Origin of the sequence: Actinomadura montaniterrae, assembly GCF_008923365.1 — a bacterium.
Lineage (GTDB): Bacteria > Actinomycetota > Actinomycetes > Streptosporangiales > Streptosporangiaceae > Spirillospora > Spirillospora montaniterrae.
Map to the genome: position 1 here is coordinate 25,031 of NZ_WBMR01000043.1, position 17,863 is coordinate 42,893.

Here is a 17,863-nt window from a genome sequence, read left to right on the forward strand (position 1 = left end):
GGGGGAGCGGGCAGGTCATGAGCGGTGTCGACCCGGGCGTGGCGCGGGCGGAGGACGTCTGGTACCGGTCGTACCCGTTCTGGGACGCCTACTTCGCGCTGGTGCTGGTCGGCACGGTCGCGGCGACGGCGGCGGACGGGCTGCCGCCCGGCCGGAAGGCGGCGGCGATCCTGCTGCTGGTGCTGCTGAGCCTGGCGTACGCGGCGCTGGGCCGGAAGGCGCTGCGGTCCCGCGGGGAGCGGCATCCCGGGTGCCGGGTGTACGCGGGGGCGATGGTGCTGATGTTCGTCCCGGCGACGGTGCTGGCGCCGGTGACGGCGACGGGGCTGGCCGCGCTCGCGCCGCAGGTGTACATGGTGTACGGCACGGCGCGCGGCTTCGCGCTGATGGTGGTGCTGTTCTCCGGGGCGATCGGGTCGGCGATGGTGGCGTCCGGCGCGGGCGTGACGCTCTCGCTGGTGATGATGCTGGTGGCCATCGCGTGCAGCGGGCTGCTCGCCACGTTCATCGGCCGGCTCAGCGCGCAGAACCGGGAGCGGGCCCTGCTGATCGACGAGCTGGACCGCACCCGGGACGAGCTGGCGGCGGTGAGCCGGGAGGCGGGCGTGCTCGCCGAGCGGGAGCGGCTCGCCCGCGACATCCACGACACGATCGCGCAGGGGTTCACCAGCATCGTGATGCTGGCGCAGGCGGCGGAGGCGGAGGTCGGGCCGAACCGGCATCTGGACCTGGTGGCGCGGACGGCGCGGGAGAACCTCGCCGAGACGCGCGGGCTGGTCGCGGCGCTGGCGCCGCCCGCGCTGGCGGAGGGGTCGCTGGTGGAGGCGCTGCGGCGGCTCGCCGCGGACTTCGCGCTGCCCGTCGACATGGACGTGGAGGGGGAGCAGCGGCCGCTCGGCGCGGCGGCGGAGGCGGTGCTGCTGCGGGTGGCGCAGGAGGCGCTCGCGAACGTCCGCAAGCACGCGGGCGCCCGGTCGGTGTGGATGGCGCTGGAGTTCGGGGCGGGCGAGGCGCGGCTGACGGTCGCCGACGACGGCCGGGGCTTCGACCCGGAGGCGGTCGCGTCCGGGTTCGGGCTGCGCGGCATGCGCGGGCGCGTCGAGCAGGCGGGCGGCGGCCTCGCCGTGCGCAGCGGCGCCGGCGAGGGCGCCGTGGTCGAGGCGGTGCTGCCGTGCTCCGCGTGATGATCGTGGACGACCACGCGATCGTCCGGGAGGGGCTGCGCGGGATGCTCGCGGCCGAGCCCGGCATGGAGGTGGCGGCGGAGGCGGCGAGCGGTGACGAGGCGGTCGCGCTGGCGCCGCGGGTGCGGCCGGACGTGATCCTGATGGACCTGCGGATGCCCGGCGGGGACGGGGTGAGCGCGATCGAGCGGCTCGGCCAGGGGCACCGGGTGCTGGTGCTGACGACGTTCGAGGACGACGCGGACATCGTCCGCGCCGTCCGGTCGGGTGCGGCGGGCTACCTGCTGAAGGACGCGTCCCGCGCGGCTCTGGCCGCCGCGATCCGGGACGTCGCGGCGGGCCGGACGGTGCTGGCGCCATCGGTGTCGGCGAAGCTGAGCGCGGCGCGGGCGGCGCCCGCGCCGGCGGTGCTGTCGGCGCGGGAGGCGGAGGTCCTCGCGCTGGTCGCGCGGGGGCTGACGAACGCCGAGATCGGCGGGCGCCTGTTCATCGGGCAGGCGACGGTGAAGACGCACCTGCTGCGGGTGTTCGCCAAGCTCGGCGTGTCGGACCGGACGGCGGCGGTGATGGCCGCGATCGAGCAGGGCGTCCTGCCGCCGCCCTGAGCCCGCCCTTCATCCGCGGCAGGGTCACTCCTCGGTGGCGGGGCTGCCGCCCGCGACGACCTCGGCGAGCAGGTCCTCCTCGGTGGCGCCGCGCCGCCAGTAGCCGGTGAAGGTGACGTCGCGGCGGTGCAGGCCGCGCTCGTTCACCAGGTGCCGGCGCAGCGCCTTCACGGTGGCGGACTCGCCCGCGATCCACGCGTACGCGCCGTCCGGGACGGACGCGCCGCGAACCGCGTCGAGCAGCCCGCCGGAGGAGACCCAGCCGATGTCGGCGTCGGCGTCGCTCGGCAGGTCCTGCCGGTCGTCCGGGTGCGGGGTTTCGACGAACACCCGCGCGGGCGTCCCGGCGGGCAGCCAGGCGAGGTTCCCGGCGATGGCGGGGAGCGCGGTGAGGTCGCCCGCGATGACGACGGGCCGTCCGGGCGGCGGCCGGAAGTCGCAGCCGCCGTTGTCGGGGCCGGTCGGGCCGAGCACCACGACGCGGTCGCCGGGGCCGGCCGCCGACGCCCAGCGGGACGCGGGGCCGGACGTCCCGCCGGGGTGCAGCGCGAAGTCGACGTCGAGCTCGCCGGGGCGCTGCGCCCGCACGGTGTAGGAGCGCATGATGCCGCGCTCGGCCGGGTCGAGCGCGCGCCAGTCGGCGAACCAGGTGTCGGCCGACCAGTCGTCCGGCATGACGGGCGCGTCCTGGTGCGGGTGCGGCAGGAAGATCTTGAACCGCTGGTCGCGGCCGCCGGTGGCGAAGCCGCCGGGCCCGCCGTCCAGGCACGTCCCGCCGAAGGTGACGCGGACCATGGACGGCCCGAGTCGCGCGGTCCGCAGGACGTGCAGGTCGAAGAAGGCGTACGGGTGGCTGGGGGTCCTCATCGCTGTGCCTTTCGGTGAACGCGGGCCGGCGGGCCCGGCCGCTGGGTCAGCCGGTCTTCTTCGCGGTGCGGATGGTCTGGGCGAGGGCCTCGATGATCGGGGCGCAGCCCTCGTAGGAGAAGCGGGGCTCGGGCTGCCACGCGATGACCTGCCCGGCCTTCACCGCCGGCAGGTCCTTCCAGGACGGCTTCGAGCCGAGGTCCTTGGGCTGCAGCGCCTGGGTGCGGCTGTCGAGCATGATGACGTCGGCCTTGTACTTGCCGGCGTTCTCCCAGCTCAGGTCCTCGAAGTAGCCGTCCTGGCCGAGCTTGTCCGGGACGACGAGGTCGACGCCGAGCTCCTTGAAGTAGATGAGGTCGGTGTTCTTGTTCGGGCTGGAGGCGTAGAACAGGTCGGGGCTGGCGGACGCGGCGAGCACCTTCAGGCCGGCGCTGGCCTTCGCGGCGGCGCGCAGCGACTCGACGGCCTTGTCGAAGCGGGCCTTGGCGGCGGTGACCTTGGCGGACTTCAGGTCGGCGCCGAGCGCGGCGGCGAGCGCGGCGGTCCGCTCGATCGGCTTCGGCAGCGCGACGTCGCCGGCGGAGATCGCGGCCTGCGGCGCGAGCGCGTAGATCTTGTCCTTGCTCTCGGCCGGGACGTAGAAGAGCTCGCCCTTCACGAACATGTTGTCCACGAGCAGGTCGGGGCGGAGCGAGGCGTACTTCTCGATGTTGAACTCGCCGTAGGCGTTGCCGATGATGGTGAGCCGGTCGACGGGCAGGTTCCCGGCCTGCGGGTCGGGCTTGCCGTCCTTGAGCTTCGTCGGGCCGTACACGCCGACGATCTGCTGGTCGACGCCGAAGTCGTAGAGGGCGGCGAGGGCGCCGACGTAGCCGACGACGCGCTGCGGGCGCGCCTTGAGCCGGATGGCGGTGCCGCGGTCGTCGGTGAACGTCCACGCGCCGCCGGACGGGGACGCGCCGGACGTGCCGTCCCCGCCCCCGCCGCACGCGCTGATCAGGGCGCCGAGGGCGACGGCGCCGCCGGCGCCGAGGAATCCGCGGCGGGTGAAGGGGGGCGAGGGGATTGTCCGCATTTTCGGCTGCTCATCTCTGATCGAACGTGGTGGCCGGATTCCGGCCCGATGGGCGCTTAGGTTAACCTAACCTAAGTCGTTGTCCAGTGGCAGGGGGCGGGCCGCCGCCCCCGTCCGTCCCCCCGGAGCCAGCCCGTGCCGTTGACCAGAACCGCGCAGCCGACGGCCCCAGCGCGCGCGCCCGCCGCCCCTGCGCCGGCACCGGCGCGGCGTCATTCCGCCCGCGCGTTAGGGCTCGTCGCGGCGGTGCTCCTCCTGCTGGCCGTGCTCGTGCTGAGCCTCGCCGTCGGCGCGAAACCGCTGTCGATCGGGCAGGCGTGGGACGGCCTCCTGCACCGCGGCTCGGGCTCCTACACCGTCGTCCACCAGATGCGCCTGCCGCGCACCCTGCTCGGGCTGCTCGCCGGCATCGCGCTCGGCCTGGCGGGCGCGGTGATGCAGGCGCTCACCCGCAACCCGCTCGCCGACCCCGGCCTGCTCGGCATCAACGCGGGCGCGTCCGCCGCCGTCGTCTCCGCGATCTCCTTCCTCGGCATCGTCTCGTTCGCCGGGTTCGTGTGGTTCGCGTTCGCGGGCGCCGGGGTCGTCGCCGTCCTGCTGTACGCGGTCGGCGGCGGCCGCGGCGCGACGCCCGCGCGGCTCGCGCTCGCCGGGTCCGCGCTCAACGCCGCGCTGTACTCCTACGTCAACGCCGTCCAGCTGCTCGACACCGCGTCCCTCGACCGGATGCGGTTCTGGACGGTCGGGTCGCTCGCCGCCGCGCAGACGTCCACGGTCGAGAAGGTCGCGCCGTTCGTCGCGGTCGGGCTCGTGCTCGCGCTGCTGCTGGCCCGCCCGCTGAACGCCATGGCGATGGGCGAGGACGCGGCGCGCGCGCTCGGCGCCCGCCCCGGCCGCGCCAAGATCCTCGCGATCGTCGCCGTCACGCTGCTGTGCGGCGCCGCGACCGCGGCCTGCGGGCCGATCATCTTCGTCGGGCTGATGGTGCCGCACCTCGTCCGCGCGCTGACCGGGCCCGACCTGCGCTGGCTGCTGCCGTACTGCGCGGTCCTCGCGCCCGCGCTGATGCTCGCCGCGGACGTGCTCGGACGCGTCGTCGTCCGGCCGTCCGAGCTCCAGGTCGGGATCGTCATGGTGGTCGCCGGCGGGCCGGTGTTCCTCTACTTCGTCCGGCGCCCGCGCAGCAAGGTGGTCGCATCGTGAAGCCCGCAGGGGTGAAGGGCGCCGTCGTCAGGACGCCGAACGGGCTGTCGCTGCGGTTCCGCCCGCGCGCGCTCGCCGTCGCCGTCCTCTGCCTGGCCGTCGCGCTGGGCGTCAGCGTGCTGCTGATCGGCAGCGGCGACTTCCCGATGAGCCCCGCCGACGTCGTCCGGACGCTGCTCGGGAACGGGACGCCCGCCGACTCGCTGATCGTCAACGAGATCCGGCTGCCCCGCGCCGTGGCCGCGCTCGCGGTCGGCGCCGCGCTCGGGCTGGCCGGCGCGATCTTCCAGTCGCTGACCCGCAACCCGCTCGGCAGCCCGGACGTGCTCGGCTTCACCCAGGGCGCGGCGACCGGCGTGCTCGGCGTGATCGTGCTGGCCGGCGGCGGCAGCGCGGCGGTCGCCGCGGGCGCCGCCGGCGGCGGGCTGCTCACCGGCGCCCTCGTGTACGCGGTGGCCGGCCGGCACGGCGCCCACGGGCAGCGGCTGATCCTCGTCGGCATCGGCGTCGCCGCGATCCTCACCGGCGTGAACGGCTACCTGCTCACCCAGGCGAAGATCACCGACGCGGCGCGCGCCGTGCTGTGGCTGACCGGCAGCCTGGACGGCCGCGACTGGGCCGACGCGGCGCCCGTCCTCATCGCGCTCGCCGTCCTCGGCCCGCTCGTCGTGGTCGGCTGCGGGCGGGCGCTGCGGATGCTGGAGATGGGCGACGACGCGGCGCACGGCCTCGGCGTCCCGATCGAGCGGGCCCGGCTGATCATGCTGGCCGCGGCCGTGCTGCTCACCTCGCTCGCCGCGGCGGCGGCCGGGCCGGTGTCGTTCGTGGCGCTGACCGCGCCGCAGCTCGCCCGCCGGCTGACCCGCACGCCCGGCCCCAACCTGCTGCCGTCCATGTGCATGGGCGCGGCGCTGCTGGTGGCCGCCGACTGGGCCGCGCAGCGCGCGTTCACCGGCCACCAGCTCCCGGTCGGCGTGGTGACCGGGCTGCTCGGCGGCGGATACCTGGTCTGGCTCCTCGTGACCCAACGCAAGACGGGACGGATCTGAATGAAGGACGCGAACGCGCGGCTCAGCGGCACGGGCCTCACCCTGGCCTACGACAAGCGCACCATCACCCGGGACCTCGACGTCACGGTGCCGGACGGCTCGTTCACCGTGATCGTCGGGCCGAACGCGTGCGGCAAGTCGACCCTGCTGCGGGCGCTCGCGCGGATCCTCAAGCCCGCGTCCGGCACCGTCGTGCTGGACGGCGAGCCGATCGCGGCCTGGCCCGCCAAGAAGCTCGCGCGCACGCTCGGGCTGCTGCCGCAGTCGTCGATCGCGCCGGAGGGGATCACGGTCGCCGACCTGGTGTCGCGCGGCCGGTACCCGCACCAGGGGCTGCTGCGGCAGTGGTCGCGCGAGGACGAGCGGGTCGTCGCCGAGTCGATGGAGGCCACCGGCGTCGCCGCGCTCGCGGACCGTCCGGTGGACGAGCTGTCCGGCGGGCAGCGGCAGCGGGTGTGGATCGCGATGGCGCTCGCGCAGCAGACGCCGCTGCTGCTGCTGGACGAGCCGACCACGTACCTCGACATCGCGCACCAGATCGAGGTGCTGGACCTCTGCGCGCGGCTGCACGAGGAGGGCCGCACCGTCGTCGCCGTCCTGCACGACCTGAACCACGCCGCGCGGTACGCCACCCACATGATCGCCATGCGGGACGGCGCGATCGTGGCGGAGGGCGAGCCGGCGGCCGTGGTGACGGCGGAGCTGGTCGAGGAGGTGTTCCGGCTGCCGTGCCGGGTGATCGACTGCCCGGAGACGGGGACCCCGCTCGTCGTCCCGGCCGCCCGCGCAGCCCGCACCGCCCGCGCGGCGGGCTGACCGAGAGCGCGGTGGGGTGCCGGGGACCGCGCGGCGGGCTGAGGGGAACCGCGCGGCGGGCTGCCGGGGACCGCGCGGCGGGGTGACGAGGGACACGGCCGCCGAGGCGCGGAATAGTTGTACGCTTACAACGGTTATAGGCGTACAACGATTGGAGTCCGCTTGACCGACCTCACCCCCCGCCGGCGGATGCTGGTGCTGGCCATCTGCTGCATGAGCCTGCTCATCGTCAGCCTGGACAACACCATCCTGAACGTCGCGCTGCCCACCCTGCGGCGCGAGTTCCACAGCTCCGTGTCCGGCCTGCAATGGACCATCGACGCCTACCTCATCGTCCTCGCCTCGCTGCTCATCCTGGCCGGCTCCACCGCCGACCGGATCGGCCGCCGCCGCGTCTTCCAGACCGGGCTCGCGCTGTTCGTGCTCGGCTCGGTGCTGTGCAGCCTCGCCCCGTCCCTCGGCTGGCTCGTCGCCGCCCGGGTCGTGCAGGCCGTCGGCGGCTCGATGCTCAACCCGGTCGCCATGTCGATCATCACCAACGTGTTCACCGAGCCCCGCGAGCGCGCCCGCGCCATCGGCGTGTGGGGCGCCGTCGTCGGGCTGAGCATGGCGATGGGACCGCTCGTCGGCGGCGTCCTCGTCGACTCGGTCGGCTGGCGGTCGATCTTCTGGCTGAACGTGCCGATCGGCCTCGCCGCGCTCGCGCTGACCGCCCGGTACGTGCCGGAGTCGCGGGCCGAGCGGCCGCGCCGCGCCGACCCGGCCGGCCAGGCCTTCATGATCGTCCTGCTCGGCACCCTGACCTACGCGATCATCGAGGGGCCCGGGCGCGGCTGGGGCGACCCCGCCGTCCTCGGCGCCGCCGCGCTCGCCGCGCTCAGCCTCGCCGGGTTCGTCCGGCACGCGCTGCGCGCCCCCGAACCGCTGATCGACCTGCGCTTCTTCCGCAGCGTCCCGTTCACCGGCGCGACCGTGATCGCGGTGTCGATGTTCGCCGCGTTCGGCGGCTTCATGTTCCTCAACGCCCTGTACCTCCAGGACGTGCGGGGCATGTCGGCCCTGCACGCCGGCCTGTACCTGCTGCCGATGGCCGCGATGAGCGCCGTGTTCGCGCCGCTGTCCGGACGCCTCGTCGGCACCCGCGGCCCCCGTCCCTCGCTCGTCGCCGCGGGCGCCGCGACCCTCGCCAGCGCCGTGCTCGTCGCCGCGTTCGACGCCGAGACCCGCGACGTCACGCTGTTCACCGCCTACGTGCTGTTCGGCATCGGGTTCGGCATGGTCAACTCGCCGATCACCAACACCGCGGTGTCCGGGATGCCGCGCGCGCAGGCCGGCGTCGCCGCCGCGATCGCCTCCACCAGCCGGCAGGTCGGCAACGCGCTCGGCGTCGCGGTGATCGGCGCGGTCCTCGCCGCCGGCACGTCCGGCGCGCGCTCCGGCGGCTCCGGCTTCGTGGACGCCGCCCGCCCGGCATACTGGGTGCTGGCCGGCTGCGCCGCCGTCGTGCTGGTGCTCGGCGTGCTCACCACCGGGCGCCGCGCGGCCCGCAGCGCGGAGCGGACGGCCGCGCTGTTCGAGACCGCCGAGCCGGCCGCCGGCGGACGCCATGTGACGGGAGCGAGCACCCGATGAACCAGTCCGGCCCCGCGTCCGGCGGATCGTCCGCCCCCGCGGCGGGCGACCGGCCGGACGACCCGGCCGTCCGCGCCTGGCGCAACCTCGGCATCCTGATGCACGAGCGCAGCGACCGGCGCGCCGAGGTCACCGAGGCGCTCGGCATGAGCTTCTTCCGGGTCAAGGCGCTGCGCCGGCTGGCCGCCGCGCCCGAGCCGCTCACCCTGCGCGGCCTCGCCGACCGGCTCGTCTCCGACCGCCCCTACGTCACCCTTGTGGTGGACGACCTGGTCGAGCGCGGGCTGGTCGAGCGCACCGAGAACCCGGCCGACCGCCGCTCCAAGCTCGTCACGGTCACCGACGCCGGGCGCGCCGTCGCCGCCGAGGCCGAGCGGATCCTCAGCACCCCGCCGGCCGCCCTCTACGAGCTCCCGCCCGAGGACCTGGCCGTCCTCGACCGCGTCGCCGCCCGCCTGGTCGCGGACGAGTAGCCGGCCGTCACCGCTGGCCGGCCGCGTCCATCCGGGCCCAGTCGGCCTCCCACATCTCGTCGCGGCGGCGGTCGCAGCGGCGCCGGACCAGGACGTACGCCAGCAGGATCGGCATCGACACGCCGAGGACCGCGGCGGTCGAGGCGTAGGCCGCGTCGGTGACCGTGCGGCTGTGCGGGCGCGGCCGGACCGTCGGATCGCCCTTCGCATCGATCCAGATCGTCCGGTGCGCGCCGACCTTCGCGTTCTTCCAGGCGGGCAGCGTGCCCGTGCGGGTCGTGCCGCCGGTGCCGGGCCATCTGGCCTGCACGGTCTCGTGGATGTAGCGGTCGCCGGACGAGCCGATCCCGCCCGTCGAGGTGACGGTCGCGACGACCTCGTGCCGCTGCGCGCGCTCGGCGCGTTCCGCGCTGCTCCCGGCGTGGTACGACCACGTCCCCGCCCAGAACGCCAGCGGCGGCGCCACCACGAGCATCAGCAGGAGCAGCCCGAACCCGATCAGCCGCTGGACGCGGTCGATGTGCCGGCGCAGCTCGTTGTGCTCCAGGCCGCACCTCCGGCGCAGCCTGACGAGCGACCCGCCGGCACGTCCGACGCCGGACCCGCGCATCTGCGTCACCTCCCCGGGGCGTGCCCACCCGGCAGGGGGTCCTGGACCCTCTTTTCCCAGGATATTCCCGAGTTCCAAGATCGGCACATGACCGGTGACCGAATCCTTTCCCAGCTGGGGTCCGGTATGTCGATGCGGTGGCCGGATCCGGCCACCGCATCGGCGGATCCCGGCACCCTCAGGTGGTCCGTGGCGCCGCGGGGCGGACGCCGTCCGCCGCCCGCACCAGCTCGTCCAGCCCGGCCTGCACGCCCTTCGCCAGGACGTCCAGATCCGGCATCGCGTCGAAGTCGCCGGTGATCCCGAAATGCAGCGTCCCGCAGTAGGACACGATCGCGGTCGCGACCCGGATCCCGCCGGTCAGCGGCACGTACGGGTGCATCTCCAGGACGCGGCGCCCCATCACGTACAGCGGGAAGTCCGGGCCCGGCACGTTCGTCGTCACCGTCTGCACGATGTCCTGCCGCAGCCGCACCGGGATCCGCGCGGCCAGCGACAGCAGCGCCGGCGCGACCGCCGTGTCGGTGAGCCGGGTGATCGCCTGCGTCCCCGCGGCCTGGTTGCTGCGCTTGACGTCGTCGGTCTGCTCCCGGACGCGGCGCAGCCGCTCGAGCGGGTCGTCCACGCCGACCGGCAGGTTCACGAACACGGCCGCGACCCGGTTGTTCAGCTCGCCGCGCTCGTCCGCGGCGCGGTGCGACACCGGCACCGCCGTCCGCACGACGGTGTCGTCCTCCAGCCGCCCCCGCGCGTTCAGCAGGTCGCGGTACCCGGCGGACACCGCGGTCAGCACGATGTCGTTGACCGTCCCGCCGAGGGCCTTGCGGGCCGCCTTCACCTCGTCCAGCGGCACTGCCTGCCAGCACCAGCGCCGGTGCGGGCCGATCGGCCCGTTCAGGCCGCCCGCCGACGGGCTGGCGAACCGGGCGGTCGCGCGGGTCAGGCCGGACGCGAACTCGCGCAGCCGGTTCGCCTCCCGGACCGCGCCCGCGCTGCGCGCCACGTCGGTGAGCTGGCGCAGCGGGCGGAAGACGGTGCGGCGCGCGGCGTCCGCCAGCAGCGCCAGGTCGGACGGCTCGGCCTCCGGCTCCCACGGCTCGCCCTCGCGGGGCTGCTCGAACTCGGGGGACAGGTCGAACATGACCGTCGCCAGGTCCATGCCGGCGATGCCGTCGACCATGCAGTGGTGCACCTTGGCGATCAGCGCCCAGCGCCCGTCGGCCAGGCCCTCGACCAGCCAGATCTCCCACAGCGGCTTCGCCGGGTCGAGGCGCTGGGCGAGCACCCGCCCGGACAGGTTGCGCAGATGCTCGTCGGTGCCCGGCGCCGGGAGGGCGGTGTGCCGGACGTGGTACAGGATGTTGAAATGCGGATCGTCCACCCAGACGGGCCGGCCGAGGTGCAGCGGGACGCCCCGCACGCGCTGCCGGTACCGGGGGACGAGGGGCAGCTTCGCGGCGATCGTCCTGACCACGTCGCCGTACGAGGGCGCGGGCCCCTCGAAGACGACCACCGAGGCGACGTGCAGGGGCGTGTTCTCGTCCTCCAGGAGGTAGAAGCTGGCGTCCAGTCCGCTCATCCGATGCACGGGCTCACCGTCTTTCTGCCGCGGTTCCGCGGGGTCGGGGGGAAAGCGCCACCGGCCGGGCGCCGGGGCGCGGGCGGCGGAGCAAGTCACGCTAACCAGGTGCCGCGCGAGCCACGGGATGAACGCGCCCGGTGTGAGCGATGTGGCATCCGAGCCTGGCCGCATCCGGCCATTTCTTTTCCGACCCTTGCTTCCCGGACGAACCGCGAGGTCAGCGGGCGGCCATGGTCTCCGCCGGCTCCGGGGCCGGCTCCGCGCCGTCCCGCCGCGCCCCCGCCACCAGCGCCAGCACGGCGCCCAGCACGCACATCCCCGCCGTGATCCAGAAGATCTCCCGGTACTCGGCCCGCAGCGCGTCCCGCACCGCCGCCTTGTACACGGTCATCTCCTTCGCGAACTCCGCCTTCGACATCAGGAACGGCAGCGGCGGCTGCAGGTGCGCCGTCAGCACGTGGAACCGGTGGAAACCCCACGCCGACAGCGCCGAGATCCCGATCAGCATCCCCATCATCCGCGCGACCACCACGGCCGCCGACGCCACCCCGTGCCGCGCCGGCGGCACGAACGCCAGCACCGCCGACGACACCGGCGCGATCACCAGGCCCAGCCCGAGCCCCGTCACGACCAGGTCGACGTCCATCCGCGGCAGCGGCCCGTACGACGCGTGCGCCAGGTCCGCCGGCCACCCCGCGATCAGCACGTAGCCGGCAGCGGACACCAGCATCCCCGCCGCCATCGGCCACCGCTCGCCCACCCGCCGCGCGACGAACCCGCCCGCGACCGCCGCGACCGGCAGCGCCACCAGGAACCGCGTCAGCAGCAGCGCGCCCTCGGTCTCGTCCTTGTTCAGGACGGTCTGCGCGACCAGCACCACGTCCACCAGCGTCACCATCAGCGCGGCCCCCGACAGGAAGCTCACGCCCAGCGTCGCCAGCAGCGGCCCGCGCCGCACGCCACCGAGGTCCAGCAGCCTCGTCCGGGCCCTGACCTCCCACAACACGAACACCACGAGCACCACCGCGCCCGCGGCCATCACCGGCAGCCCCCACGACGGCAGCGCCGACCTCTCCGGATCCGGGTTGTAGACCCCGACGACCAGGAGCGCCAGCCCCGCCGCGAGCAGCAGCCCGCCCACCACGTCCACGCCCGCACGCGGCCCCGCCGGCCGCCCGCCCGGCACCGTGAACTGCACCGCCGCGATCGCGAGCACCGCCAGCGGCACGTTGATCCAGAAGATCGCGCGCCACTCCAGCGCCGCCGCGATCCCCGCCCCGTACAGCGGCCCGAGCACGCTCCCCAGCTCCTGCGCCGCGCCCACCGCGCCCAGCACCACCGGACGCCGCCGCTCGTCCCACAGGTCCCCGGCCAGCGCCATCGTCACCGGCAGCAGCGCGCCGCCCGCGATCCCCTGGACGACCCGTCCCGCCGTCAGCACCGGCACCGTCCCCGCCAGCGCCGTCACCACCGACCCGGCCGCGAAGAACACCAGGCACGCCTGCAGCACGGGACGCCGCCCGAACCGGTCCGACAGCTGCCCGAGCAGCGGCATCGCCGCCACGTACCCGAGCAGGAACCCGGTCAGCACCGGCGTGATGCGCTCCAGCCGGTTCACCGGGACGTTCAGGTCCTTCACCACCGGCATCAGGATCGTCGTCACGACATAGGCGTCCAGCGCGGCCAGCAGCACCACCGCGCCGCCGGCCCCGATCGCGATCCCGCGCCGCGCGGTCACTTCGGCGCGTTGATCGTGTAGGGGGCGTCGAAGTCGGTGAACGTGATCACCACGGCGCCCGCGTCCTTCGGGAACGCGCCGCGCACCTTCAGCAGCCGCCCGTCGGCCTTGCTCACCCACACCTGCCCGGCCAGGTCGTCGTTGATCCCCGGGATCAGCCCGCCCACCTGGTCCTGCGGCAGCGTCGCGCCGACCCGGTAGGCCTCCTTGCCGTCCACCTTCTCCACGGCCTCGGCCTTCGGCGCCTTCAGCGAGGTCAGCAGCTTCGGGATGCCGCGGTTCGGGTCGAGGACCGCCGACGGGTCGTACACCGCGGACGCCATCGACTTCGGCAGCTTCCGCCAGCCGCCCGTCCCCGCGTCCAGGTAGAACGTGTCGCCCTTCGCGACGACCTTCGCCTCGACGTTCTGGCCCGACTGCTCCAGGGTCAGCGTGCCCTGCGCGTCGCCGTCGCGGAGCAGCTTCATGTCGCCGCCCTTGACCATGATCGGCGTCTTGCCGTCCGACGTCACCGTGAACGCGACGCTCTTCAGGGCCGCCATGGCGGTGGCCGACCGCTGCAGCGCCTGCGCCCCGTCGAAGTCCGCCTTCGGCGCCGGCTTGCCGGATCCGCCGCCTCCGCACGCTCCGGCCAGGAGCACCAGCGACAGGGGGACGAGACCGAGGATTCGTCTGGACATACGCGGACCCTACCGACCGGTCACCTCACCCGTCACTCGGTACCAGGTCTGACCTTCCCTCGTCCTCCAGAGGGACCCCGGCGCCGCGTCCCAGTGTCAGGAACGAAGGGTGCGCAGCCCGGTGCGGATTTCGTCGACCAGGATCCCGGGCTGTTCCAAGGCCGCGAAGTGCCCGCCCCTGTCGGCCTCCCCGTAGTGGATCAGATTGCTGTAGGCGTCTTCGATCCAGCTTCGGGGCAGGCGCGGGATGTCCTTCGGGAAGACGGTCACCGCGACCGGAAGCGACAGCTTCGGGCCGGCGAAAGTGCTCGATCTGTTCTCCCAGTAGATTCGGCCGGACGACGCCGCGCTGTTGGTGAACCAGTACAGGGATATCGCGTCGAGCATGTCGTCGCTGCCGAGGGCGTCCTCGGCGAGCCCCTGGTTGTCGGTCTTGGACTGGAACTTCTCGTAGATCCAGGCCGCCTGGCCGGCGGGCGAGTCCGCCAGGGCAAATCCGACGGTCTCCGGCTTCGTGCGCTGAAGGTGGTTCGATCCGCCGAGATCGCCGGTGTAGAGGGCGAGGGTCTCCACGGCGTATTGCTCTTCGGGCGACAAGGTGTCGGGTATCCGTGCAGGAAAGGCGTACTGGGTGTTCAGGTGAATTCCGAGAAGCCCCTCAGGTCGCATGGCCCCGAGGGCGGTGGTGACGACGGCCCCCCAATCGCCCCCTTGCGCGGCCCATCTCGTGTAGCCGAGACGCTTCATCAGCTCCACCCACGCGTTCGCGATGCGAGGTACGGTCCATCCGGTCTCCCTGGGCTTCTGGGAGAACCCGAAGCCGGGCAGCGACGGGACGACGACGTCGAAGGAATCGGCGGCGTCTCCTCCGAACGAGACCGGATCGGTCAGCGGGCCGATCAGCTTCAGGAACTCGACGATCGAGCCCGGCCATCCGTGCGTGAGCACCAGCGGCATCGCGTCGGGATTCTTGGACCGGACGTGGATGAAGTGGAACTCCAGCCCATCGATCTCGGTCAGGAACTGGGGGAAGCGGTTGAGCGCGGACTCCAAGCGCCGCCAGTCGTAGCCGTGCTCCCAGTGGTCGACCAGGGATCTGGCGTTCTCCAGGCGAACCCCTTGCGACCAGTCGTCCACCGTTTCCGGGTCCGGCCATCGAGTGCGCGCAAGTCGCCGCTTCACGTCGTCGATCTCCGAATCGGGGATCGAGACGGTGAACGGGCGGACGAGGGGCGCCGGTGCGGTCATCGCGTTCTCCTGAACTCTCTCGTTGCACACCAGTGTGCATTGCACATCGATGTGCAGCCTACGTCGTTGCTCACGGGTGTGCAACAATGCCGTCGTGCCCACCGCGTCCTCCCGCGTGCGCTCGATGAACGAGACACGCGATCGCATCCTCGACGTCGCCCTCGAAGTGCTGGGAGAGAACCCCGACGCCGGCATGGGCGACATCGCCTCCGCCGCCGGCGTCGTCCGTCGCACCGTCTACGGCCATTTCCCCTCGCGCCTGGACCTGGTGCGGACGCTCACGGAACGGGCCGTCACCGAGATGACGGCCGTGCTCACCGAGGTCAACGCCTCCGGCGCGGAAGCGGACGCGACGTGGGTCGGGTTCATCGCCCGCCTCTGGCCGGTGGCGCACCGGTACCGGGTGCTGCTGGCGCTGCGCCGTGGCGAGTACGGGGATGCGATCCACGGCCTGCTCGGGCCCCTTGACGAACTCCTCGCAGACCTCGTGAACCGGGGCCAGGACAGCGGCGTGTTCGCACGGCACCTGCCGCCGGGCGTCCTGAGCCAGGTCGCCTACGGCGCCGTGTTCGCCATCGCGGACAGCGACCTGCCGAACGGCGCCCGGGCGGCGACGATCACGACCCTGCTGACGCTGGGAGTCCCCGAGCCCCGCGCGATCGCCCTAGTGGATGACCGGCCCTGACCCGCGGCACGTGAGCGGAGCCCCACATCAGGGTCTGGGGCCTCGCCTTCCAGACCACCAAGCTGCCGGGGCGGCTGGGGGCCGTACCCCGCGCGCAGGTTCAGGTGAGCGCCAACCGGGACCGGGAGGGGGCGTGGGGGCGGAGCCCCCACATCGGGGGTCTGGGGGTCGCCCCCCAGAAAGACACCACGAGCGGGGGAAGGCGGCCAAAGGCCGCCGAACAGCCCGACCGTAGGGCGGGCGGGACTCGAACCCGCGACCGGGAGATTATGAGTCTCCTGCTCTGACCAGCTGAGCTACCACCCCGGAGGCGGCGCCCCTTCGGTGACGCTGCGGTCGGGGGCGTGCCGGGTGTCATCTTAGCGGCGGGGTGTCGGCGGGGGCCAGCGAGAAGCGGCCGGGGCGGTGGTCAGGCGGGCCAGGTGGGGCGGCGCTTGTCGAGGAAGGCGCGCATGCCCTCTTGGGCCTCGGGGGTCTGGCTGGAGGCGGCCATGACTTCGACGGCGTAGGTGTAGGCGTCGGTTTCGGGGCGGTCGAGCTGGGCGTACATGGCCTGTTTGCCCAGGGCTTTGCTGCGGGGGCTGCCTTGGGTGGCGCGCTGGAGGAGGGCGAGGGTGGCCTTGTCGAGGTCGTCGTCGGGGACGGCGTAGTTGATGAGGCCCCAGTCGGCGGCGGTGGCGGCGTCGATGGTGTCGCCGGTGAGGGCCATTTCGGCGGCGCGTTTGCGGCCGATGTTGCGGGAGATGGCGACGAGGGGGGTGTGGCAGAACCAGCCGCCCTTGCCGCCGGGGGCGGCGAACGCGGCGCTTTCGGCGGCGACGGCGAGGTCGCAGGACGCGACGAGCTGGCAGCCGGCGGCGGTGGCGAGGCCGTGCACGCGGGCGATGACGACCTGCGGGACGGACTGGATCGTCTGCATGAGGTCGGTGCAGACGCGCAGGAGGTCGCGGACGTCGGCGTGGGACGCGCCGGCCATGTCGGCGAAGTCGTGTCCGGCGGAGAAGACGGGGCCGTTGCCGGCGAGGACGACGCCGCGCGCGTCGGTGGCGGCGATCTCGGTGAACGCGTCGGTGAGCTGCAGGAGGAAGGTGCGGGACAGAGCGTTGCGGCGGCGCGGGCGGTTCATGGTCACGGTGGTGTGGGGGCCGTCGCGGTCGATGAGGACATCGGTGGTTTCGCTCATGCTTCTGACGTTACGTCAGACCCTCGTCGTACGGTGGGCTCGTCCACGGACGCCGAGGGGGTATGGCCTTGAAGCTGCTCACTGCCACCAACTCCAGCCAGGGTTTGCGCGACAACGATTTCGACTGGTGCGTCGAGGGGGAACTGGTGCACATCGGCGTGGTGTGCGCCCGTGACCGGGACGACCCGGACGGCGGCTGCGGGTGCGGCCGTTCGTTCGCGGGGCTGAACTCGCACCGTGCGACGACGACGGCGATGGTGCGGGAGGTACCGGGGTTCACCGATGAGGACTATGTGGAGGCGATCCGCTCCAGCCTGGAGCAGCAGGGGTGCGATCCGTCGTTCGCGGAGCACGACGCGGCGCTGCTGCGCTGCCTGGTGCGCGACTGGCCGGTGGGGGTGATCGTGGAGCGGCGGCTGAATGAGATCGTGGTCAGGCAGGTCGTGCAGCCCTGACCAGGAGGTGCGTTGTGCTCGTTGCGTTCTCGGTGACCCCGCTCGGTGCGGGGGAGGACGTCGGTGAACTGGTGGCGGAGGCGGTGCGGGTGGTGCGGGCGAGCGGCCTGCCGAACCGCACGGACGCGATGTTCACGACGGTGGAGGGGGAGTGGGACGAGGTGATGGCGGTGGTGAAGGCCGCGACAGACGCGGTGGCGGCGCGGGCGCCGCGGGTGAGCCTGGTGGTGAAGGCGGATCTGCGGCCGGGGGTGACGGGCGCGTTGGACGCGAAGGTGGAGTCCGTGGAGCGCTACCTGTCCGGGGGCTGAGCGGGGCCTAGGCCAGCCAGTCGGAGATCTCGTCGTCGGTGCGGGGGACGGCGCACCAGAGGGCTTCGTCCATGGAGGCGCAGAGGGGGACGCGCTGGTCGAGGCCGAGGACGTGGAACATGCGGCGGGCGAAGGGGCGGGCGCCGACGACGGCGAGGCCGGCGCCGTTGTCCTCGCATCGGCGGGCGCAGTGGGAGACGGCGCGCATGCCTTCGGCGTCGAAGAAGGAGACGCCGGCGATGTCGAGGACGATGGGGCGTGCGGCGAAGTCGAGGAGCCGGGTGCGGACGGCGGGGGCGGACGCGCGGTCCATCTCGCCGGTGAGCAGGACGGTGGTGTGCCGTTCGTGCTCGATGACGACCATGGCGACGGCGGTGTCCTTCATGGTGCCCCCAGTGGCTCGGGCCGGTCCCGTGACTCAAAAGCATCGCGCGGGCACGCATGGTTGCCAAGCCGTTGCATCGGAT

19 protein-coding genes and 1 tRNA gene are annotated in these 17,863 nt (G+C 73.5%); 10 read left to right on the forward strand and 10 right to left on the reverse strand.

Features of this window, described 5'->3' with window-relative positions; translation table 11 throughout:
* Positions 1 to 17: 17 nt before the first annotated feature.
* Together F9B16_RS17395 and F9B16_RS17400 are read left to right on the forward strand one after the other, a co-directional pair.
* Positions 18 to 1,184, forward strand: a complete 1,167-nt coding sequence (locus tag F9B16_RS17395) for a sensor histidine kinase (RefSeq protein ID WP_192808838.1) — start codon at positions 18 to 20, stop codon at positions 1,182 to 1,184.
* The gene (locus tag F9B16_RS17400; RefSeq protein ID WP_151541126.1) at positions 1,172 to 1,789 is read left to right on the forward strand and encodes a response regulator transcription factor; all 618 of its coding nucleotides are present in this window, start codon (positions 1,172 to 1,174) and stop codon (positions 1,787 to 1,789) included. Before F9B16_RS17395 ends, F9B16_RS17400 begins: the two co-directional genes overlap by 13 nt.
* Before the next feature lie 24 nt (positions 1,790 to 1,813).
* Here the strand turns inward: F9B16_RS17400 and F9B16_RS17405 are convergent, their stop codons facing one another.
* Together F9B16_RS17405 and F9B16_RS17410 are read right to left on the reverse strand one after the other, a co-directional pair.
* On the reverse strand, positions 1,814 to 2,656 hold the full coding sequence (locus F9B16_RS17405) for a siderophore-interacting protein (RefSeq protein WP_151541127.1): 843 nt from the start codon (positions 2,654 to 2,656) through the stop codon (positions 1,814 to 1,816).
* Positions 2,657 to 2,702: 46 nt separating this feature from the next.
* Positions 2,703 to 3,731 (reverse strand): ABC transporter substrate-binding protein, encoded by a 1,029-nt coding sequence (locus F9B16_RS17410; RefSeq protein WP_151541128.1) that lies wholly within the window; start codon positions 3,729 to 3,731, stop codon positions 2,703 to 2,705.
* 246 nt (positions 3,732 to 3,977) lie between these two features.
* Here F9B16_RS17410 and F9B16_RS17415 point away from each other — a divergent pair, with 246 nt between their 5' ends.
* The 5 genes from F9B16_RS17415 (at position 3,978) to F9B16_RS17435 (ending at position 8,904) form a co-directional block, all read left to right on the forward strand.
* Positions 3,978 to 4,934, forward strand: coding sequence for a FecCD family ABC transporter permease (locus F9B16_RS17415; protein ID WP_225991705.1), 957 nt, complete (start codon positions 3,978 to 3,980; stop codon positions 4,932 to 4,934).
* Positions 4,931 to 5,983: a FecCD family ABC transporter permease gene (locus F9B16_RS17420; protein ID WP_225991706.1), complete on the forward strand. Its 1,053-nt coding sequence runs from the start codon at positions 4,931 to 4,933 to the stop codon at positions 5,981 to 5,983. Before F9B16_RS17415 ends, F9B16_RS17420 begins: the two co-directional genes overlap by 4 nt.
* Positions 5,984 to 6,799: an ABC transporter ATP-binding protein gene (locus F9B16_RS17425; protein ID WP_151541130.1), complete on the forward strand. Its 816-nt coding sequence runs from the start codon at positions 5,984 to 5,986 to the stop codon at positions 6,797 to 6,799. It begins immediately after the preceding gene.
* A gap of 162 nt (positions 6,800 to 6,961) precedes the next feature.
* Positions 6,962 to 8,431: an MFS transporter gene (locus F9B16_RS17430; RefSeq protein WP_151541131.1), complete on the forward strand. Its 1,470-nt coding sequence runs from the start codon at positions 6,962 to 6,964 to the stop codon at positions 8,429 to 8,431.
* Entirely contained in the window at positions 8,428 to 8,904 is a 477-nt protein-coding gene (locus F9B16_RS17435; RefSeq protein WP_151541132.1) for a MarR family winged helix-turn-helix transcriptional regulator, read from the forward strand. Before F9B16_RS17430 ends, F9B16_RS17435 begins: the two co-directional genes overlap by 4 nt.
* A 7-nt stretch (positions 8,905 to 8,911) precedes the next feature.
* Here F9B16_RS17435 and F9B16_RS17440 read toward each other — a convergent pair whose 3' ends face one another.
* From F9B16_RS17440 to F9B16_RS17460, 5 genes are all read right to left on the reverse strand, one after another.
* On the reverse strand, positions 8,912 to 9,514 hold the full coding sequence (locus tag F9B16_RS17440) for an Rv1733c family protein (RefSeq protein WP_151541133.1): 603 nt from the start codon (positions 9,512 to 9,514) through the stop codon (positions 8,912 to 8,914).
* Between the two features lie 178 nt (positions 9,515 to 9,692).
* Positions 9,693 to 11,093 (reverse strand): WS/DGAT/MGAT family O-acyltransferase, encoded by a 1,401-nt coding sequence (locus tag F9B16_RS17445; RefSeq protein ID WP_151541134.1) that lies wholly within the window; start codon positions 11,091 to 11,093, stop codon positions 9,693 to 9,695.
* 220 nt (positions 11,094 to 11,313) lie between these two features.
* Entirely contained in the window at positions 11,314 to 12,834 is a 1,521-nt protein-coding gene (locus F9B16_RS17450; RefSeq protein WP_151541135.1) for an MFS transporter, read from the reverse strand.
* Positions 12,831 to 13,514 (reverse strand): LppX_LprAFG lipoprotein, encoded by a 684-nt coding sequence (locus tag F9B16_RS17455; protein WP_151541136.1) that lies wholly within the window; start codon positions 13,512 to 13,514, stop codon positions 12,831 to 12,833. The genes F9B16_RS17450 and F9B16_RS17455 overlap by 4 nt, the downstream gene beginning before the upstream one ends.
* 96 nt (positions 13,515 to 13,610) lie before the next feature.
* Positions 13,611 to 14,762, reverse strand: coding sequence for an epoxide hydrolase family protein (locus tag F9B16_RS17460; protein ID WP_151541137.1), 1,152 nt, complete (start codon positions 14,760 to 14,762; stop codon positions 13,611 to 13,613).
* A gap of 124 nt (positions 14,763 to 14,886) precedes the next feature.
* Between F9B16_RS17460 and F9B16_RS17465 the strand changes: the two genes are divergently transcribed.
* The gene (locus tag F9B16_RS17465; protein WP_225991707.1) at positions 14,887 to 15,447 is read left to right on the forward strand and encodes a TetR/AcrR family transcriptional regulator; all 561 of its coding nucleotides are present in this window, start codon (positions 14,887 to 14,889) and stop codon (positions 15,445 to 15,447) included.
* A 232-nt stretch (positions 15,448 to 15,679) separates the two neighbouring features.
* Here F9B16_RS17465 and F9B16_RS17470 read toward each other — a convergent pair.
* Both F9B16_RS17470 and F9B16_RS17475 read right to left on the reverse strand, forming a co-directional pair.
* Positions 15,680 to 15,753 (reverse strand) — tRNA-Ile (locus F9B16_RS17470).
* A gap of 103 nt (positions 15,754 to 15,856) precedes the next feature.
* On the reverse strand, positions 15,857 to 16,630 hold the full coding sequence (locus F9B16_RS17475) for an enoyl-CoA hydratase-related protein (RefSeq protein ID WP_151541139.1): 774 nt from the start codon (positions 16,628 to 16,630) through the stop codon (positions 15,857 to 15,859).
* 62 nt (positions 16,631 to 16,692) lie between these two features.
* Between F9B16_RS17475 and F9B16_RS17480 the strand changes: the two genes are divergently transcribed.
* Together F9B16_RS17480 and F9B16_RS17485 are read left to right on the forward strand one after the other, a co-directional pair.
* On the forward strand, positions 16,693 to 17,085 hold the full coding sequence (locus F9B16_RS17480) for a DUF7715 family protein (protein WP_151541140.1): 393 nt from the start codon (positions 16,693 to 16,695) through the stop codon (positions 17,083 to 17,085).
* A gap of 14 nt (positions 17,086 to 17,099) precedes the next feature.
* Positions 17,100 to 17,396: an MTH1187 family thiamine-binding protein gene (locus tag F9B16_RS17485; protein ID WP_151541141.1), complete on the forward strand. Its 297-nt coding sequence runs from the start codon at positions 17,100 to 17,102 to the stop codon at positions 17,394 to 17,396.
* Between the two features lie 7 nt (positions 17,397 to 17,403).
* On the opposite strand, the gene F9B16_RS17490 is transcribed toward F9B16_RS17485, so the two are convergent.
* Positions 17,404 to 17,781, reverse strand: a complete 378-nt coding sequence (locus tag F9B16_RS17490; RefSeq protein WP_151541142.1) for an STAS domain-containing protein — start codon at positions 17,779 to 17,781, stop codon at positions 17,404 to 17,406.
* Positions 17,782 to 17,863: the final 82 nt, after the last annotated feature.